Annotated in this window: 13 protein-coding genes; all 13 read left to right on the top strand. The window is 43.1% G+C overall.

The window, feature by feature from the left end; translation table 11 throughout:
* Window positions 1-64 precede the first annotated feature (64 nt).
* Entirely contained in the window at window positions 65-1,489 is a 1,425-nt protein-coding gene (locus ACLTL4_RS01220; RefSeq protein ID WP_330592678.1) for a spore germination protein, read from the top strand.
* Window positions 1,490-1,618: 129 nt separating this feature from the next.
* Window positions 1,619-2,041 carry a hypothetical protein gene (locus ACLTL4_RS01215; protein ID WP_173897160.1) on the top strand — a complete coding sequence of 141 codons (423 nt, stop codon included), beginning with the start codon at window positions 1,619-1,621 and terminating at the stop codon, window positions 2,039-2,041.
* A 309-nt stretch (window positions 2,042-2,350) separates the two neighbouring features.
* Window positions 2,351-3,145 carry a phosphoribosylformimino-5-aminoimidazole carboxamide ribotide isomerase gene (gene hisA, locus ACLTL4_RS01210; protein ID WP_147631063.1) on the top strand — a complete coding sequence of 265 codons (795 nt, stop codon included), beginning with the start codon at window positions 2,351-2,353 and terminating at the stop codon, window positions 3,143-3,145.
* A 116-nt stretch (window positions 3,146-3,261) separates the two neighbouring features.
* Entirely contained in the window at window positions 3,262-3,792 is a 531-nt protein-coding gene (gene hpf / locus ACLTL4_RS01205) for a ribosome hibernation-promoting factor, HPF/YfiA family (protein WP_022119004.1), read from the top strand.
* Window positions 3,793-4,030: 238 nt separating this feature from the next.
* Window positions 4,031-6,592: a preprotein translocase subunit SecA gene (secA, locus tag ACLTL4_RS01200; RefSeq protein WP_022119005.1), complete on the top strand. Its 2,562-nt coding sequence runs from the start codon at window positions 4,031-4,033 to the stop codon at window positions 6,590-6,592.
* Between the two features lie 44 nt (window positions 6,593-6,636).
* Window positions 6,637-7,777, top strand: a protein-coding gene (gene prfB / locus ACLTL4_RS01195; protein WP_408610701.1) for a peptide chain release factor 2 whose coding sequence is annotated in 2 segments (ribosomal slippage) — window positions 6,637-6,699 and window positions 6,701-7,777 — 1,140 coding nt in all. Because the reading frame shifts where the segments join, the coding sequence is not laid out codon by codon here.
* 107 nt (window positions 7,778-7,884) lie between these two features.
* Window positions 7,885-8,811 (top strand): haloacid dehalogenase-like hydrolase, encoded by a 927-nt coding sequence (locus ACLTL4_RS01190; RefSeq protein ID WP_412290771.1) that lies wholly within the window; start codon window positions 7,885-7,887, stop codon window positions 8,809-8,811.
* Window positions 8,812-9,059: 248 nt separating this feature from the next.
* Window positions 9,060-11,027: an oleate hydratase gene (locus ACLTL4_RS01185; RefSeq protein ID WP_147631066.1), complete on the top strand. Its 1,968-nt coding sequence runs from the start codon at window positions 9,060-9,062 to the stop codon at window positions 11,025-11,027.
* A gap of 197 nt (window positions 11,028-11,224) precedes the next feature.
* Entirely contained in the window at window positions 11,225-12,355 is a 1,131-nt protein-coding gene (gene tgt, locus ACLTL4_RS01180) for a tRNA guanosine(34) transglycosylase Tgt (protein ID WP_412290773.1), read from the top strand.
* Between the two features lie 93 nt (window positions 12,356-12,448).
* The gene (yajC, locus tag ACLTL4_RS01175) at window positions 12,449-12,757 is read left to right on the top strand and encodes a preprotein translocase subunit YajC (protein WP_022119010.1); all 309 of its coding nucleotides are present in this window, start codon (window positions 12,449-12,451) and stop codon (window positions 12,755-12,757) included.
* Between the two features lie 674 nt (window positions 12,758-13,431).
* Complete coding sequence (locus ACLTL4_RS01170; protein WP_147631068.1) at window positions 13,432-14,277, top strand: hypothetical protein; 846 nt, start codon at window positions 13,432-13,434, stop codon at window positions 14,275-14,277.
* A 35-nt stretch (window positions 14,278-14,312) separates the two neighbouring features.
* A complete protein-coding gene (locus tag ACLTL4_RS01165; protein WP_147631069.1) occupies window positions 14,313-15,992 on the top strand; it encodes a leucine-rich repeat domain-containing protein in 1,680 nt (559 codons plus the stop codon).
* Between the two features lie 273 nt (window positions 15,993-16,265).
* Window positions 16,266-17,069: a hypothetical protein gene (locus tag ACLTL4_RS01160; RefSeq protein ID WP_173896893.1), complete on the top strand. Its 804-nt coding sequence runs from the start codon at window positions 16,266-16,268 to the stop codon at window positions 17,067-17,069.
* Window positions 17,070-17,342: the final 273 nt, after the last annotated feature.

Raw genomic sequence — 17,342 nt, 5'->3', positions numbered from 1 at the left:
AAAGAATAAAACACAGAAAAATGGAAATAATCACGATAGTGAGTAATAAGAAGAGGTGAAAAATGTGCAGCAGAAGCTATCGACAAGCCTGGAAGAAAATCAGAAATATTTCCGCCGGATTCTGCGGACGGACAAAAATTTTGACATCATCAGCAGAACGACGATGGTAGCAGACCGAAAAGCAGTCTATTACTTTGTGGACGGATTTTTAAAAGAGAGCATTGTGGAAAAGTTACTGGAATTCTTTTATTCTGTGACCCCGGAAGATCTGCCGGAAGACAGCGAAGAGCTGTCAAGAGATGCCATGCCCTATGTAGAAGTTGAACTTTTAGAGGACTGTGAGCAGATCACAACGCAGATTTTATCGGGCGTGATGTGTCTGTTTATTGACGGGTATTCCAGATGCTTTGCCATGGACTGTCGTACCTATCCGATGCGAAGTGTCGAAGAGCCGGACAAAGACAAAGTACTGCGAGGACCAAGGGATGGTTTTGTGGAAACCATCGTATCCAATACAGCACTGATCCGAAGGAGAATCCGCAATCCGAAACTGTCCATGGAGATGAAAAATGTCGGAAGCACTTCGCATACCGATGTGGTGCTGTGCTATATGGAAGATCGTGTGGATTCCGGATTCTTGCAGCAGATCGAAAAAAGACTGGAGCAGATCAGAACGGATGCCCTGGCAATGAACCAGGAGAGTCTTGCAGAATGTCTTTATCCACATAAGTGGTACAATCCATTTCCGAAATTTAAATATACGGAGCGTCCGGATACGGCAGCCGCTGAGATCCTGGATGGGAAAATTGTGCTTTTAACGGATAACTCTCCGGCAGTTATGATCCTTCCGGTATCGGTGTTTGACATTATGGAAGAAGCCGATGATTTTTATTTTCCGCCGGTGACCGGCACGTATCTTCGTGTTACAAGGTTTGTCATAGCACTGTTGACACTGCTTCTGACCCCGACCTGGCTGCTTTTTTTACAGAATCCGCAGTGGATACCACCGCAGTTTGCGTTTATTAAAATAAGCGGAGATGTCTATGTTCCGGTCTTTGCACAGCTGCTGATCCTGGAATTTGCAATCGACGGTCTGAAACTGGCAGCGATTAATACGCCGGGTATGCTGACAACGCCACTCAGTGTGATCGCCGGTCTTGTTGTCGGTGAATTTGCAGTCCAATCCGGGTGGTTTAATGCAGAGACGATGTTATATATGGCATTTGTGGCAATCGCAAATTACACGCAGGCAAGCTATGAACTGGGATACGCCCTGAAATTTATGCGGATTCTGCTGCTGATCCTGACGGCGGTTTTCGGACTTGCCGGATATGCGGCAGGTCTGGTGATCACGTTCTTAAGTCTGCTTCTGAACCGTACAGTATCCGGAGAAAGTTATCTCTATCCGCTGATCCCATTTGACGGAAAACAGTTTTGCAGAAGGATTTTCCGAAAAAGAATCCGGTTTGATATCAACCTGAAAGAATAATGAAGATAACAATGGGTGTGCTTTGAAAATCAAAATCGACACGAAGGAACATGAATAAAAAAAGTACACAGGATGCATATTAAGGATGGGCATAAGAAGCTCCGAAAAAGCAAAGAAAAGGAGAAGACTATGAGAAGAACAAGAAGCATGCTGGCAGTCCTTGGAATTGTTTGTGCACTTTCCGGTATCACAGGATGCAGCAACCGAAACGGAAATACATCGGCAACGAGCGGAAGCGAAAGCAATATGCAGAACGGAAGCAATGGTACACAGGCGGAAAGCAATATGCAGAACGGAAGCAATGGTATACAGACGGAAAGCAATATGCAAAACGGAAGCAGCGGTACACAGGCAGAAAGCAACACACAGAAGAATAACAGCACAAAAAAGAAGAGAAATCAGTCGGACACTTCACAGTCACGCCGCACAGACGGAGCAGATGGAGTACTCGATGATGCAGGCGATATCGTCCGTGATGCAGGTGATGCAGTCGGAGATGTGGTTGATGACCTGACCGGTGAGACAACCGGCCGCAGTCGTATGACCGAGTAAAGATGAGGATTCGCTGAGGTAAGTCATGGGGGCAGAAACGCTGCCTCTGTGGCTTCTTTTTTGGATTTACAGCCAGATGTACGAAAATTATTTTGCTACAAAGCAATTCTCAAAAATCCGGAGAATATCTGCTGGACAAAGAAAACAGGCTTTTCTATAATGAAAACGTCAGAGGTTCTGTGTGGGTACAATGATCAGACCAGCGTGCAGATGCATAGCAATTTTGACAGGAACATGCAAAGAGACGACAGGAATCGAGGGTCAGTTTTCGAGAGTCGGATCTGAATAACAGAAAAAGAGGAGAAACGTATGAGATTTCGACCATGCATTGATATACATAACGGAAAAGTAAAACAGATCGTAGGAGGAAGCTTAAGAGACGAAGGAGATCAGGCAAAGGAAAATTTTGTGTCTACACAGGATGCGGCATTTTTTGCAGAGATGTATCAGAAAGACCGGATAAGCGGCGGACATGTGATTTTGCTGAATGCAAAAGATTCTCCGTTTTATGAAAAAACAAAAGAGCAGGCCATGCTGGCACTTCGGACGTATCCAGGAGGACTGCAGGTCGGAGGCGGCATTACCGATGAGAATGCGAAAGATTTTCTGGAAGCCGGAGCTTCTCATGTGATCGTTACCAGCTTTGTATTTAAAAACGGCGTTTTTTACCGAGAAAATCTGGAAAAGCTGCTTCGGACAGTCGGAAAAGAACATCTGGTGCTGGATTTAAGCTGCCGCAGAAAAGAAGACGGATACTCTATCGTCACAGACCGCTGGCAGAAGTTTACCGATGTAAAGTTAAGCGAGAAGGTACTTGACGAACTTTCCGGTTGCTGCGATGAATTTCTGGTGCATGCAGTGGATGCAGAAGGAAAAGCACAGGGAATCGAAAGAGAACTGGCAGATATGCTCGGAAGATGGCAGGGCATACCGGTCACCTATGCCGGTGGCGTGGGAAGTTTTGCAGATCTTCAGGAACTGAAAAAACTTGGCAGAGATCACATCGATGTTACGATAGGAAGTGCCCTGGATCTCTTTGGGGGAAGCATGCCTTACCGGGAAGTTCTGCGTGTGTGTGCCGCCAATTTGGATGAGAATTCATAAGATAGTATAAAAAAACTAAAAACTTTGCAAAAGTGATTGAAAATATTGTGGAAAATTGCTATAATGTTCACATAGCAGTTTCAACTGCAAATATAGATGCAAAGGAGTTGGGTATCATGCGTTTTACAATTCGTGGAAAAAATATCGAAGTGACAGAGGGGTTAAGAAGTGCAGTCACAGAAAAGCTTGGAAAGCTTGAAAAATATTTCACTCCTGAGACAGAGATTATTGTAACTTTGAGCGTGGAAAAAGACAGACAGAAAATCGAAGTAACCATTCCGGTAAAAGGAAATATCATCCGCTCAGAGCAGGTAAGCAATGATATGTATGTTTCTATTGATCTTGTGGAAGAAGTCATTGAAAGACAGCTTCGTAAATATAAGACAAAAATTATAGGCAAACATAAAGACGGAGGAAACCTCCGCAAAGAATTCATCGAAAAAGAGAACGAAGGTGAAGAAGAGGAAGTAAAGATCATCCGTACAAAACAGTTCGGTATGAAACCGATGTTCCCGGAAGATGCATGTGTACAGATGGAACTGCTCGGACACAGTTTCTTTGTATTCCGTAATGCAGATACAGACGAAGTCAACGTTGTGTATAAGAGAAAAGGAAATACATATGGACTGATCGAGCCGGAGTGCTAGGATCGACCGGATAAAAGAGCTACACCATCTGAAATAAAACAGTAAAATAAATCAATAGCTGCCGCAGGATGCACAGTTCAGCCGTAGATTTTTTGGTGAACGCATGTCTGCGGCAACTTTTTAAGTTCTTATCCGCTGTTCATAGGTTATTTACAAAAAATTAATTGTCTATGAAGTGATAAAGTGATAGAATGGAACTGTTTTTTAAGGTAATTAATGTGATAGGAGAATATAGACAATGAATGTGTTTCAGAAAATGTTCGGTACGCATAGTGAACGTGAAGTAAAGCGAATTATGCCGCTGGTTGAAAAAATTGAAAAACTGCGTCCGACAATGATAGAGCTCTCTGACGAAGAACTGAGAGGCAAAACAGCAGAATACAAAAAAAGACTGGCAGAAGGAGAGACTCTGGATGACCTGCTTCCTGAGGCATACGCTACCGTTCGTGAATCTGCACGACGCGTACTGAATATGGAACATTACCGTGTACAGCTGATCGGAGGTATCATTCTGCATCAGGGGCGTATCGCAGAGATGAGAACAGGTGAAGGTAAAACACTTGTATCTACCTTACCGGCATATCTGAACGCTCTGGAAGGAAAAGGAGTTCATGTAGTAACGGTCAATGATTATCTGGCACGTCGAGATTCTGAGTGGATGGGAAAAGTCCATGAGTTTCTTGGTCTGACCGTTGGATGTGTACTGAATTCCATGGACAGTGAAGAGAGACGTAAACAGTATAACTGCGATATCACTTACATCACCAACAACGAGGACGGTTTCGATTATCTGCGTGATAACATGGTTATTTATAAAGAACAGCTCGTTCAGAGAGATCTGCATTATGCGATCATCGACGAGGTGGACTCAGTCCTGATCGACGAGGCACGTACACCGCTGATCATTTCCGGTCAGAGCGGCAAGTCCACAAAACTGTACGAAGTCTGCGACATTCTGGCAAAACAGCTGGAGCGTGGTGAAGCCAGCGGTGAAGTGACTAAAATGTCAGCCATTATGGGCGAGGAGATCACAGAGACCGGTGACTATATCGTAAATGAAAAAGATAAAGTCGTAACACTGACACAGGACGGTGTTAAGAAAGTAGAACAGTTCTTCCAGATCGATAACCTTTCCGATCCGGAGAACCTGGAGATCCAGCACAATATCAACCTGGCACTGCGTGCACACAGTCTGATGCACCGTGATCAGGATTATGTAGTAAAAGATGATGAAGTATTGATCGTAGACGAGTTTACCGGACGTATCATGCCGGGAAGACGCTACTCGGATGGCCTGCATCAGGCAATCGAGGCAAAAGAGCATGTAAAGGTAAAACGTGAGAGCAAGACACTTGCAACGATCACATTCCAGAACTTCTTCAATAAATATAAAAAGAAAGCCGGCATGACCGGTACTGCACTTACCGAAGAAAAAGAGTTCCGTGATATCTACGGAATGGACGTAGTTGAAATCCCTACCAACAGACCGGTTCTCCGTAAAGACCTGGATGATGCGGTATACATGACCAAAAAAGAAAAATTCCATGCCGTTGTGGATGAAATTGAAAAAGCCCATGAAAAGGGACAGCCGGTTCTGGTTGGTACCATCACCATTGAGACATCCGAACTTCTGAGCGGTATGTTAAAGAGACGCGGCATTTCGCACAAAGTCCTCAATGCGAAGTTCCATGAGCTGGAGGCTGAAATCGTAGCAGAGGCAGGTCGTCACGGAGCCGTTACGATCGCAACGAACATGGCCGGCCGTGGTACCGATATCAAGCTGGATGATGAGGCAAAGGCAGCCGGCGGTTTGAAGATCATCGGTACCGAGCGTCATGAATCCAGACGTATCGACAATCAGCTGCGTGGACGTTCTGGACGACAGGGTGACCCGGGAGAATCCAGATTCTATATTTCGCTGGAAGATGACCTGATGCGTCTGTTCGGTTCCGAGCGTCTGATGAGCATCTTTAAATCCATCGGTGTTGCAGAAAACGAGCAGATCGAGCACAAAATGCTTTCCAGTGCAATCGAGAAAGCACAGATGAAGATCGAAGGAAACAACTACGGTATCCGTAAAAACCTGCTGGAGTACGACCAGGTCAACAACGAGCAGCGTGAAATCATTTACAAAGAGCGTCGCCGTGTTCTGGACGGAGAGAGTATGCGTGATTCTATCTTCAAGATGATCACAGACATCGTGGACAATACCGTTGATATGTGCATTTCTGATGATCAGGATACTTCAGAATGGAATCTTCAGGAACTGAACGGACTTCTGATTCCGATCATTCCGCTGCCGAAGATTGAGATTTCACAGAAAATGAAGAAAAATGAGCTCAAACAGATGCTCAAAGAGCAGGCTGTGAAGCTGTATGAGATGAAAGAAGCAGAGTTCCCGGAACCGGAACAGATCCGTGAACTGGAGCGAGTGATCCTTCTGAAAGTCATCGACCGCAAGTGGATGGATCATATCGACGATATGGATCAGCTGCGTCAGGGTATCGGACTTCAGGCTTACGGTCAGAAAGATCCTCTGGTAGAATACAAGATGAGTGCTTACGAGATGTTCGATGCAATGTCTGCGGCAATCCAGGAAGACACTCTGAAGCTTCTGTACCATGTAAGCATGGAACAGAAAGTAGAACGTGAAGAAGTTGCAAAAGTAACCGGAACAAACAAAGATGATTCCGTACAGAATGCACCTCAGAAACGTGAAGAAAAGAAGATTTATCCAAACGATCCGTGCCCATGCGGAAGCGGAAAGAAATATAAACAGTGCTGCGGAAGAAAGAAATAAACACCTCGCAGAGACTGAAAATAAAAAAGAAAGAGGTGAAGCAAGTGGTTGAATTAGATCAGTTTAAGTATGAATTAAACAATTTTAAGGAACCATTAGTGGAAGTGAGGGATTCACTTTGACCTGGCTAACAAAGAGCAGCGTATCCAGGAATTAGAAAGAGAGATGGAAGCTCCTGATTTCTGGGATAACCCGGAAAAATCACAGGAATCCATGAAAAATTTAAAGAGCATGAAAGACGATATCGCCATTTATGCCAAGTTAAAAGATGAGTTTGATGAGATCGAAACTCTGATCGAGATGGCAGCAGAGGAAAACGATGAATCTCTGATACCAGAGATTCAGGATCTTCTGGATGATTTCAGGAAAACTTATGATGATATCCGTATAAAAACACTGTTATCTGGAGAATACGATAAGGATAATGCGATCGTGACGCTCCATGCGGGAGCAGGCGGAACAGAGTCCTGCGACTGGGCGGGCATGCTGTACCGTATGTATACCAGATGGGCGGACAAACATGGTTTTGCAGTGGATGTGCTGGATTATCTGGATGGCGATGAGGCGGGCATCAAGTCCGTTACCTTCCAGGTTAACGGAGAAAATGCCTACGGCTATCTCAAATCCGAAAAGGGTGTTCACAGACTGGTCCGTATCTCACCGTTCAATGCGGCTGGAAAGAGACAGACCTCGTTTGTATCCTGCGATGTCATGCCGGATATTGAGGAAGACATCGATATCGAGATCCGGGATGAAGATCTGCGTATCGATACTTACCGTTCCAGCGGAGCCGGCGGTCAGCACATCAACAAGACCTCCTCGGCGATCCGTATCACCCATCTGCCGACCAACATCGTTGTTCAGTGCCAGAATGAGCGTTCCCAGCACATGAACAAAGACAAAGCGATGCAGATGCTGAAAGCAAAGTTGTATCTGCTGCAGCAGCAGGAGAATGCAGAGAAGCTTTCCGGTATCCGCGGTGAAGTCAAGGAGATTGGCTGGGGAAACCAGATCCGTTCCTATGTCATGCAGCCGTATACGATGGTAAAAGACCACAGAACGAATGCAGAAACAGGAAATGTGGACAGCGTGATGGACGGCGGTATTGACCTGTTTATCAATGCTTACCTGAAGTGGATCACACTTGGCGAGTCTTCCGGAGAAGCAGGCGATATGCCTGATTAAGAGCAAGAATAAAATACAGGAAACTGTATGGAACATGATAGAAGAAAATCTGTCTTCGGGCAGATTTTTTTCGCTTTTTATCAGCAAAGCAAGAAGGAGAATCTGATATGGCAAAACGTATTTTAAATATGACAGCAGAAGAAATGACGCATGCAACAAAAAATGAACTGATCGAAGCAATCGCAGGCAGCGAGGGAAGGGTTCTTGCAAGTGAGACGATCGGCATCACGATTCCTCTGCTTACCGATGTGACCAATGCAGAGTTTGCAGCTTCCATGGGAGCAGACCTGATACTTCTGAACATGTTTGATGTGCAGGAGCCAAAAATCATGGCACTGCCGGAAGTGGAAAAAGAAGAGACGGTACGAGAAGTAAAACGTCTGACCGGACGTATGGTCGGCATCAATCTGGAACCGGTGGAAGAAAGCTATGCTTCCGATAACAAAGAGACCCTGTGGGAGATGAGTGCCGGACGTTATGCAACGGTGGAAAATGCCATTCAGGCTCAGAAAATGGGCGTGGATTTGATCGTTCTGACCGGCAATCCGGGAAATGGAGTGAGCAATCCGGCGATCATTTCTTCCCTGAAAGCGATCTCAGAGGCAGTTGGAGAAAAGATCATGCTGGCGGCCGGGAAAATGCATGCCTCCGGTATCATCGGCGAAGGCGGCGAGAACATCATCACGAAAGAAGATATCCGCCAGTTTGCAGAGGCAGGAGCCGATATCATTCTGCTGCCGGCACCGGGAACCGTGCCTGGCATCACGACCGAATATGTGCGGAAACTGATCAGTTATGCACACAGCCTGAAAAAGCTGACGATCACATCGATCGGAACTTCTCAGGAAGGTGCGGACACCGATACGATCAAACGCATCGCACTGGAGTGCAAGATGGCAGGAACCGACATCCACCACATCGGTGATTCCGGATACGTGGGAATGGCACTGCCGGAAAATATTATGGCGTACGGAACCGTGATCCGCGGAATCCGCCATCAGTATCACAGAATGGCACAGTCCATCCGCAGATAAATATCAGTGAAGTTTTGTACTGCAACAAGTAAGGTACAAAATCACAGCAAAAAGCTTACAAAACAGGTCAGATGACAAAAATTTTATCATCTGGCCTGTTTTGTCAATAGAATCCCGGGCATACTAATGTTAGAATGTAGGCAATTCAGAAAGAACTGGATTGAAACAGGAAATTTCCAAAGAAAAAGAAGACAGGATGGCGGAGGCAGGAAGGTTAGCCTCAAACATTGGAAAGGTGGGCATTCAATATGAAAAAAGGGTTAAAATATACGATGGCAGCAGCAGCCGGAGCCGGAGCAGTGATGCTTCTGAGTAAGAAAACAAAAGAAAATGAGCATAAACAGAAAGAGATAAGCAAAAAAAGAGAAGACGAGAGAAAAGATTACCGCAATACCGAGCGTGGAAAATATGAAAAGAACAGCAAAGGTATTTATTACAGCAACGGTAACTACGAAGCTTTTGCAAGACCGGAAAAACCGGAAGGTGTCGATGGCAAAAATGCTTACATTGTCGGAAGCGGACTGGCATCTCTGGCAGCAGCCTGCTTTCTGGTAAGAGACGGGCAGATGAAAGGATCCCATATCCACATTCTGGAAGCAATGGATATCGCCGGAGGGGCCTGTGACGGTATCTTTGATCCGTCCCGGGGTTATGTGATGCGAGGCGGCAGAGAGATGGAAAATCATTTCGAGTGCCTGTGGGATCTGTTCCGCAGCATTCCGTCCATCGAAACACCGGGCGTATCTGTTCTGGATGAATATTACTGGCTGAATAAAAAAGATCCGAACTACTCTCTTTGCAGAGCAACTGTGAATCGTGGAGAAGATGCACATACCGATGGCAAGTTCAATTTAAGCCAGAAAGGCTGCATGGAGATCATGAAACTGTTCATGACAAAAGACGAAGATCTTTATGATAAAACAATCGAAGATGTATTTGATGACGAAGTGTTTGATTCCACCTTCTGGCTGTACTGGAGAACGATGTTTGCATTTGAAAACTGGCACAGTGCACTGGAAATGAAGCTCTACTTCCAGAGATTTATTCATCACATCGCCGGACTGCCAGATTTCAGTGCTTTGAAATTTACCAAATACAATCAGTATGAATCCCTGATCCTGCCGATGCAGAAATATCTGGAAGAAGCAGGCGTAGATTTCCAGTTCAACACCGAAGTGACAAACGTTGTATTTACCTTTAAAGAAGGCAAAAAGATCGCAACATCGATTGAATGCAAAGTGAACGGAGAAGAGGACAATATTCTCCTGACAGAAGATGACCTTGTCTTTGTCACAAACGGAAGCTGTACGGAAGGAACCATTTACGGAGATCAGAACCATGCACCGGATGCAGATGCAGAAGTACGCAGAAGCGGCTGCTGGGATCTGTGGAAAAACATTGCAAAACAGGATCCGTCCTTTGGACATCCGGAAAAATTCTGCTCGGATATCGAGAAGACAAACTGGGAGTCAGCAACGATCACGACTTTGGATGACAAGATCATTCCGTATATCACGAACATCTGCAAACGTGATCCGAGAAGCGGAAAAGTGGTAACCGGAGGAATTGTAAGCTGTCAGGACTCCAAGTGGCTGCTCAGCTGGACAATCAACCGTCAGGGACAGTTCAAAGAGCAGGATAAAGAAAAAGTCTGCGTATGGGTATATGGACTGTTTACGGATGTGCCGGGCGATTATATCAAGAAACCGATGAAAGAATGTACCGGAAAAGAGATTACCGAAGAATGGCTGTATCACCTGGGCGTTCCAACCGACAAGATCGAGGAACTGGCAGAGAACAGTGCTGTCTGCGTACCGACGATGATGCCGTATATCACTGCATTCTTCATGCCAAGAACCAAAGGTGACAGACCGGATGTCATCCCGGATGGATGTACAAACTTCGCATTCCTCGGACAGTTCGCAGAGACTCCGCGTGATACCGTCTTCACAACCGAGTATTCAGTGAGAACCGCAATGGAGGCTGTTTACGGACTGCTTGGTGTGGACCGCGGCGTACCGGAAGTATGGGGAAGCGTTTACGATATCCGTGAACTGCTTGACAGTTCCGTCAAACTGATGGATGGCAAATCACCGCTGGAGATCCAGCTGCCTGGACCGCTGAACGCACTGAAAAAACCGGTCATCAAAGTGGTAAAAGGAACTGTCATTGAGAAACTGCTGCGTGACCATGGGATTTTAACGGAAGATATGTAATCCTGCCGGATATTTCCAGACCGGAGAGAATTTTGCTTCTATTTATATGGTGGGCAGCCAATCCAGCCTTTAGCGGGACACCGGGGATGATTCCCCGGTGAACTACTTGAAAAATCCTCCAAATAGGGCTATAATACTTGAATAGACGTAAAGATGCACCAAAGTTTGTATGCATTCGAATGAAATTGGAGGAAATCATGTATAAACTGATAAAAAGAGATGGCAAGGCAAAAAGGGGTGAGTTTCACACCGTGCATGGCGTGATACAAACCCCTGTTTTTATGAATGTCGGAACGGCAGCAGCGATCAAGGGAGCAGTATCGACCGAGGACCTGCAGCAGATCGGCACACAGGTGGAGCTGTCCAACACCTATCACCTTCACGTAAGACCGGGTGATCAGGTTGTAAAAAAGATGGGCGGACTGCATAAATTTATGGTATGGGACAAACCGATCCTGACAGACTCCGGTGGATTTCAGGTATTTTCGCTGGCGGGTCTTCGAAAGATCAAAGAAGAAGGCGTATATTTTAATTCCCATGTAGACGGCAGAAAGATTTTCATGGGACCGGAACAGAGCATGCAGATCCAGTCCAATCTGGCGTCCACGATCGCCATGGCATTTGATGAGTGTCCGTCCAGTGTGGCAGAAAGAGAATATGTCCAGCGTTCGGTAGAACGTACGACAAGATGGCTGCATCGCTGCAAAGACGAGATGGCAAGACTGAACAGCCTGCCGGATACGATCAATCAGCATCAGATGCTCTTTGGTATTAACCAGGGTGCGATCTACGAAGATATCCGTATCGAGCATGCACAGCAGATCCGTGAGCTGGATCTGGACGGATATGCAGTCGGCGGCCTGGCAGTCGGTGAGAGCCATGAGGAGATGTACCGTATTCTGGATGCAGTTGTACCGGAGCTTCCGGTGGATAAGCCAACTTATCTGATGGGGGTTGGTACACCGGCAAATATTCTGGAAGCGGTAGACCGGGGAGTTGATTTCTTTGACTGTGTTTATCCAAGCAGAAACGGCCGCCATGGCCATGTCTACACGAACCATGGAAAGCTGAATCTGTTCAATGCAAAATATGAGCTGGATCCGAAACCGATCGAAGAAGGATGCCAGTGTCCGGCATGCCGTCACTACAGCAGAGCGTACATCCGTCATCTGCTGAAAGCAAAAGAAATGCTGGGCATGCGTCTGTGTGTGCTGCATAACCTGTATTTTTACAATCATCTGATGGAAGAAATCCGCGATGCGATCGAAGCCGGAAACTACAAGGCATTTAAAAAAGAAAAATTGGCAGGATTTGAAAATAATGCTTGAATAACAGGCACAGATTGTGTATGATATAAGTTAGTGACACTTTTTCGGAAAAACCCGAAATCTAAGCGAAATACGCATGACCAGGAGGTAAATATGAATTTATTAAGTACATCTTCAACAGCAGGCGGACTGGGATTCACCCTGATCTATATCGTGGTGATCTGTGCAGTTATGTGGTTCCTGCTGGTAAGACCGCAGAAAAAGGAACAGAAAAGACTGGACACAATGCTGGCAAGCCTTGCAGTAGGTGACAGCGTTGTTACAACAAGCGGATTTTACGGAGTTGTGATCGATCTGACAGACGAAGACGTGATCGTAGAATTCGGAAGCAACAAAAACTGCCGTATTCCAATGAAAAAATCAGCAATCGCTGAAGTAGAAAAGGCAGAAGAAAGCAAATAAAAGATGTGAAAAAGTACAGAGACGTGGGAATTGTTTCTGTACTTTTTTTATGCGTGTCTCCAGCAAAGCTGGACTACACTTGCCAGTGTAAGTCCGGTCACGATAATCGCCAGTGAGCCGTGTAGTAATACAGGGTGCTAAGCGAGTGGATAAAGTAACCTTGAAAAAGGGGCGAGCAATTGTATCATTCCGCCAAGAGAAACGAAAAGTGGATGCGGCACTAGACTGCTACATTATTTGCACTTTTACAAGATGGTATAACAAGAAATACCAGAGACATAATTGTATGTCAAAGGTGGGATTTGTAAGAAATAGCATTTATGGAAAAGGATTAAAGAAAATGGCTAGAGCATGACGTAATGCTGTAGAAAGAAGAATGTCGGAAAGCTGTGTGAGGGAGAAACTTATGCACGGTTTGATGAGGGGGATGAAAATTTCACCCGCCTATTCTACCTTACAATTGAGAATTTCCTGAGCAATATTTTGTTAAAATTTGTGTTTATATATAAAATTTTGCGAATATAAATATTTTTTCTCTTTATTTAACAAAAAAAATAATAATTTTATATTATATAGAAAAAAATAAACATATTTAATAAAAATAAGATTGACAATAACACTATTTCATGCTAAGGTGCAAATAACAAGTAAATGAAGTACAGAAAGGAGATAGTATGGCAAATATTAAAGGAAAAGTAAAGACGTTGGCAATGGTAAAAAACGTAGTGAATGTAAAAAATTGTACTAATTTTGGTTGTATGGCAATTGACGGAAAGAAAGCTTGGGGATTAAAAACTGCAAGCGGAAATGAGTACAGTGTTGTACATTATTGCAGTGATGTTAATGACAAAGTTTCTTTAAGATATACAACTCCTAAAGGACTTTTGGGACATGGGAACTGTATGACATGTAGCAATTCTAATTTGTTGTTTGGGGTGTCTAACGGACTTAATGGGGAGAATTATATTGTTCGTGTACCACGTGGGTTTAAAGGTGACTGGGATCGGAAAGTTATATTTAAATCTGAAAAGAAAATTCCGGCACTTGCTTTTTATAGTAATTATCATTATCTGATTCGCGTAGGAGATAGTCCGGAAAATCAAAGAGCACGATTCGGTATTGGGGTTCTGGAAGGCCAGAATACAGCTAATCCGACAGTAAAATATGATTCTTCAAACGAGTTTTATATAAATACAAAATGGACATATAAGCATGTTCAGGATATTCATTATGAACCATCTAAAGGTTTATTGTTCCAGACAATGAACGACAGCACTCTAACAATAAGTAAAATAGCAGTATATGATCTGAATGGTTCATATACTACCTATAATGGAAAGAAAATGTTTAGCCCAAAAGATATGATTACGTTTGATATGCACAATACACATACAAAATACGAAGTGGAGTCACTGGGGCTGGATGAAGACGGATACATTGTTATGGCTTGCAATATTCACTTGAAAACAGAAAGTAATGAAACGGATGCCTTCCAGAGGGTAACAAATGTAAAATACTAGAATAACACTATATAAAAAAGAGGAGATGTAGTCAAATGAAACAAAAAGGAGAATTTTATAAAGTGAAAAAATCTGGTTTTTCTATGTTGTTATTGTTGATATGTGTTTCGATGTTGTCTGTAATGCCTGTATCTGCTGCCAGAAAAAAGAGCCGTTATGACCTTCAGTTTTCAGATTTGAAAGTCAATAAAAAGAAGCTGAAAGCAGGAGAAAAATGTGAAATCAGCATGAAGGTTAAAAACAAAGGAACAGGGAAAATTCAACGTTTGACTGTTACATATCAGGGACCGAAACGTCAGTATTATGATGTTCTGCTGAAATATAAAAAGAAAAGTAAAAGATGGACGGGCAATTTTACAGTAAATAAAGGAATGGAAAAAGGGATCTGGAAGATCTGGTGTGTTACAGCAGATAAAAATTATGATGAAGAGTATCATTATAGTTGTTATAACAAAAATTTAGATAAATTGATTACACCAGGTGCGGATTTTTCAAAGGGAAATATCCAGATTAGTGGAACGAAAGCGGATTATAAAAAACCGAAGATAAGATGGAACAATTTAAAAACCTGGAACGAGCAGGTTACGGCAAAGGGCGGAATAATAAATTGCCGACTAAAGGTAACGGACAACAGTGGTATTTCTTTTGTCAGAATTATCTTTGCAAAAAGACCGGAAGAAGGTAAAAAGCTGATACCGGATATTAGTATTATAATGAAGTATAATAAAAAGACAGGCTATTACGAAGGAAGCAGTACACAGGGAAAAGGAAAGTATCTGGTGGCAGGTATAACAGCGGCAGATCTGTTCGGAAATGAAATTTTTTATTATAATTCACAATGCGAATCATACGGATATTACCAGCCTGAAAACTCAATCCGCAAAGATTTGTCAGACTTAAGTGTAAGCCTTGGAATTTCAGAAGATGATATACCACAGGAGACAGAAAAACAGACAGAAAGTGAAAGAGAACCGATTGCAAAACCAAGAAAAACAGATGTTTTTGTCAATAAGAGAAGCCCGGAGACATCTGAGTATGACTATGCGGTGGTGATAGACAAGGTGGTGTATCAGTATCGGATGGAAACCGATGATTATGCAGTCGTTGCATTTGATGAAAACAATGGAAATATGGAAGATGGAAGAAAAGTAAAAGTAAGGGCAGAGATTCTTGGAAGACCGGTAACGGAAGTTACACTCCATGGAGAATTTGATCCTCCGCAGGGAAGAGTGCATTTGATTCTTCCAGAGTCTGTCAGGAAAATTCAGATTGATGAATGTACATTCAAAGCGATTACCTTTCCATCCACTTTTACAAAGAAAAACAGTAAGAGCATTGTATCTGAATGTACGATAGGAAAGATTTATCTGGCAGGAAAGTCTGTGTATACGGGAAACATATATCAGATAAGTGGACTGAAAACTATAAAGCTTCCATCAAAATTAAAATATATAAAAGCGGGATTTTTAAAGGGGAGCACTGATCTCGAAAAAATTAGTATTCCGAATCAGGTCAGAACAATTGGAAAAGAAGCATTTGCAGGGTGCAGAAATCTGAAAATTTATATTCCGGCTACAGTGAAAAATATTGGAAAAAATGCATTTGGAAAAGGTGATGGATGCGTGAAAAAAATTTACTGTGTGAAAAATTCAGCGGCATATAAATATGCAAAAAAGAATAATATCCCTTATAAAACAGTGTCGATCAAGGAATAAAAAAGGATTTGATGTAAAAGTAATGTAAAAGGTTTTCAGATGCTATTTACAATACTATAAAAATCTAGTATTGTAAAAATAAGATATCCACGAAAGCAGGAGAGTGACAGAAATAGTGGAAAATATCAGGTAATAAACGGCTGAGCACATAAGAGGGGGGTAATATAAACGGCCGTTTTACATATCATACATGCGAAGGAAATGGATGATGTAGCATGAAAAGAAAGCGAATACAGAAAAATAAAAATATCGTAAAAAGGGGCTATATAAATTATGAAACGAACAAAGAAAATCGCAGCATTTCTGATACTGTTTTTATGTGCATCCATGCTTCTGGTTCTTCCGACCTCGGCAAAAAGCAGAAAAAAGTATGATCTTAAGGTATCGGATGTAAAAGTCAGCAGTAAAAATCTGAAGCCGGGAGATAAATGCAAAATCAGCATGAAAATCGTAAACAGGGGATATGGAAAGATGAAAAATGTTTACGTGTGCTATGATTCACCGTCAACGCAGGTGTACTACGTACCGCTTCAGTATAAAAAGAGCAACGGCAGATGGGTTGGAAATTTCAAAGTAGAAAAGGGAATGCAGAAGGGAACCTGGCGTATCTGGAGTATTGATGTGAATCGTGTTTTTGACGATATCTACGCATCCTGGTATGCGTATTATAACCACAAACTTGGAAACCGGTCCTATCCGGGAAGTGATCTCTCAAAAGGAAATATTAAGATCCGGAAGACCAAGGCAGATCATAAAAAACCGGAAATTCACGCTGACACGTTGCAGGTAGAAAAAGTGGCAGACACGGAAAAAGGTGGAAAGATCAGCTGCCGTATAAAAGTAACGGACGGCAGCAGCATCAAAAGAGTAACACTGACTTTAAAAGGGCCTGTCAGCACAGATCATCCGGTAGCAGTAGAGACGGAAATCGAAATGAAATATAATAAAAAAACAGGATATTACGAAGGAAGTGCAAACAAAGAAAAGGGTACCTATCGCGTGGAGAATGTATATGCAGAGGATGTATTTGGTAACCATGGCTGGAAAGAAATTTCCGGATATCAGTTAGAATTATAAAAGCAGAATTATAAAAGAAAAAGATGAAAGATGGATTGTATCCGGATCCATTTTACAACAACATTTCGGGGAGGGCAGCCTCCCCGTTTTTGTATTGCGACACTTTTGCGAGTTAACTTAATAAAGTGTTTTGGCAAATGTATACAGAAGCATTTGCTTACAATATGATGTTGAAATCTTCATAAAAAAATAAGAAAGATAAACAACATAAATGCATAATGTAAAAGTAATGTAAAAGTTTTCCAGATGCTGTTGACAACACTATAAATACGT

Source organism: Hominisplanchenecus sp., from assembly GCF_046967715.1.
Lineage (GTDB): Bacteria > Bacillota > Clostridia > Lachnospirales > Lachnospiraceae > Hominisplanchenecus > Hominisplanchenecus faecis.
The sequence above is the reverse complement of the archived record's forward strand: the minus strand, read 5'-3'. Positions and strand labels throughout refer to the sequence as shown.

Excerpts from the sequence above, each read along its gene's own strand:
- ACLTL4_RS01215 (WP_173897160.1), top strand. The coding sequence starts at position 1,619 with ATGAGAAGAACAAGAAGCATGCTGGCAGTCCTTGGAATTGTTTGTGCA.
- hisA (WP_147631063.1), top strand. The coding sequence starts at position 2,351 with ATGAGATTTCGACCATGCATTGATATACATAACGGAAAAGTAAAACAG.
- hpf (WP_022119004.1), top strand. The coding sequence starts at position 3,262 with ATGCGTTTTACAATTCGTGGAAAAAATATCGAAGTGACAGAGGGGTTA.
- secA (WP_022119005.1), top strand. The coding sequence starts at position 4,031 with ATGAATGTGTTTCAGAAAATGTTCGGTACGCATAGTGAACGTGAAGTA.
- ACLTL4_RS01190 (WP_412290771.1), top strand. The coding sequence starts at position 7,885 with ATGGCAAAACGTATTTTAAATATGACAGCAGAAGAAATGACGCATGCA.
- ACLTL4_RS01185 (WP_147631066.1), top strand. The coding sequence starts at position 9,060 with ATGAAAAAAGGGTTAAAATATACGATGGCAGCAGCAGCCGGAGCCGGA.
- tgt (WP_412290773.1), top strand. The coding sequence starts at position 11,225 with ATGTATAAACTGATAAAAAGAGATGGCAAGGCAAAAAGGGGTGAGTTT.
- yajC (WP_022119010.1), top strand. The coding sequence starts at position 12,449 with ATGAATTTATTAAGTACATCTTCAACAGCAGGCGGACTGGGATTCACC.
- ACLTL4_RS01170 (WP_147631068.1), top strand. The coding sequence starts at position 13,432 with ATGGCAAATATTAAAGGAAAAGTAAAGACGTTGGCAATGGTAAAAAAC.
- ACLTL4_RS01165 (WP_147631069.1), top strand. The coding sequence starts at position 14,313 with ATGAAACAAAAAGGAGAATTTTATAAAGTGAAAAAATCTGGTTTTTCT.
- ACLTL4_RS01160 (WP_173896893.1), top strand. The coding sequence starts at position 16,266 with ATGAAACGAACAAAGAAAATCGCAGCATTTCTGATACTGTTTTTATGT.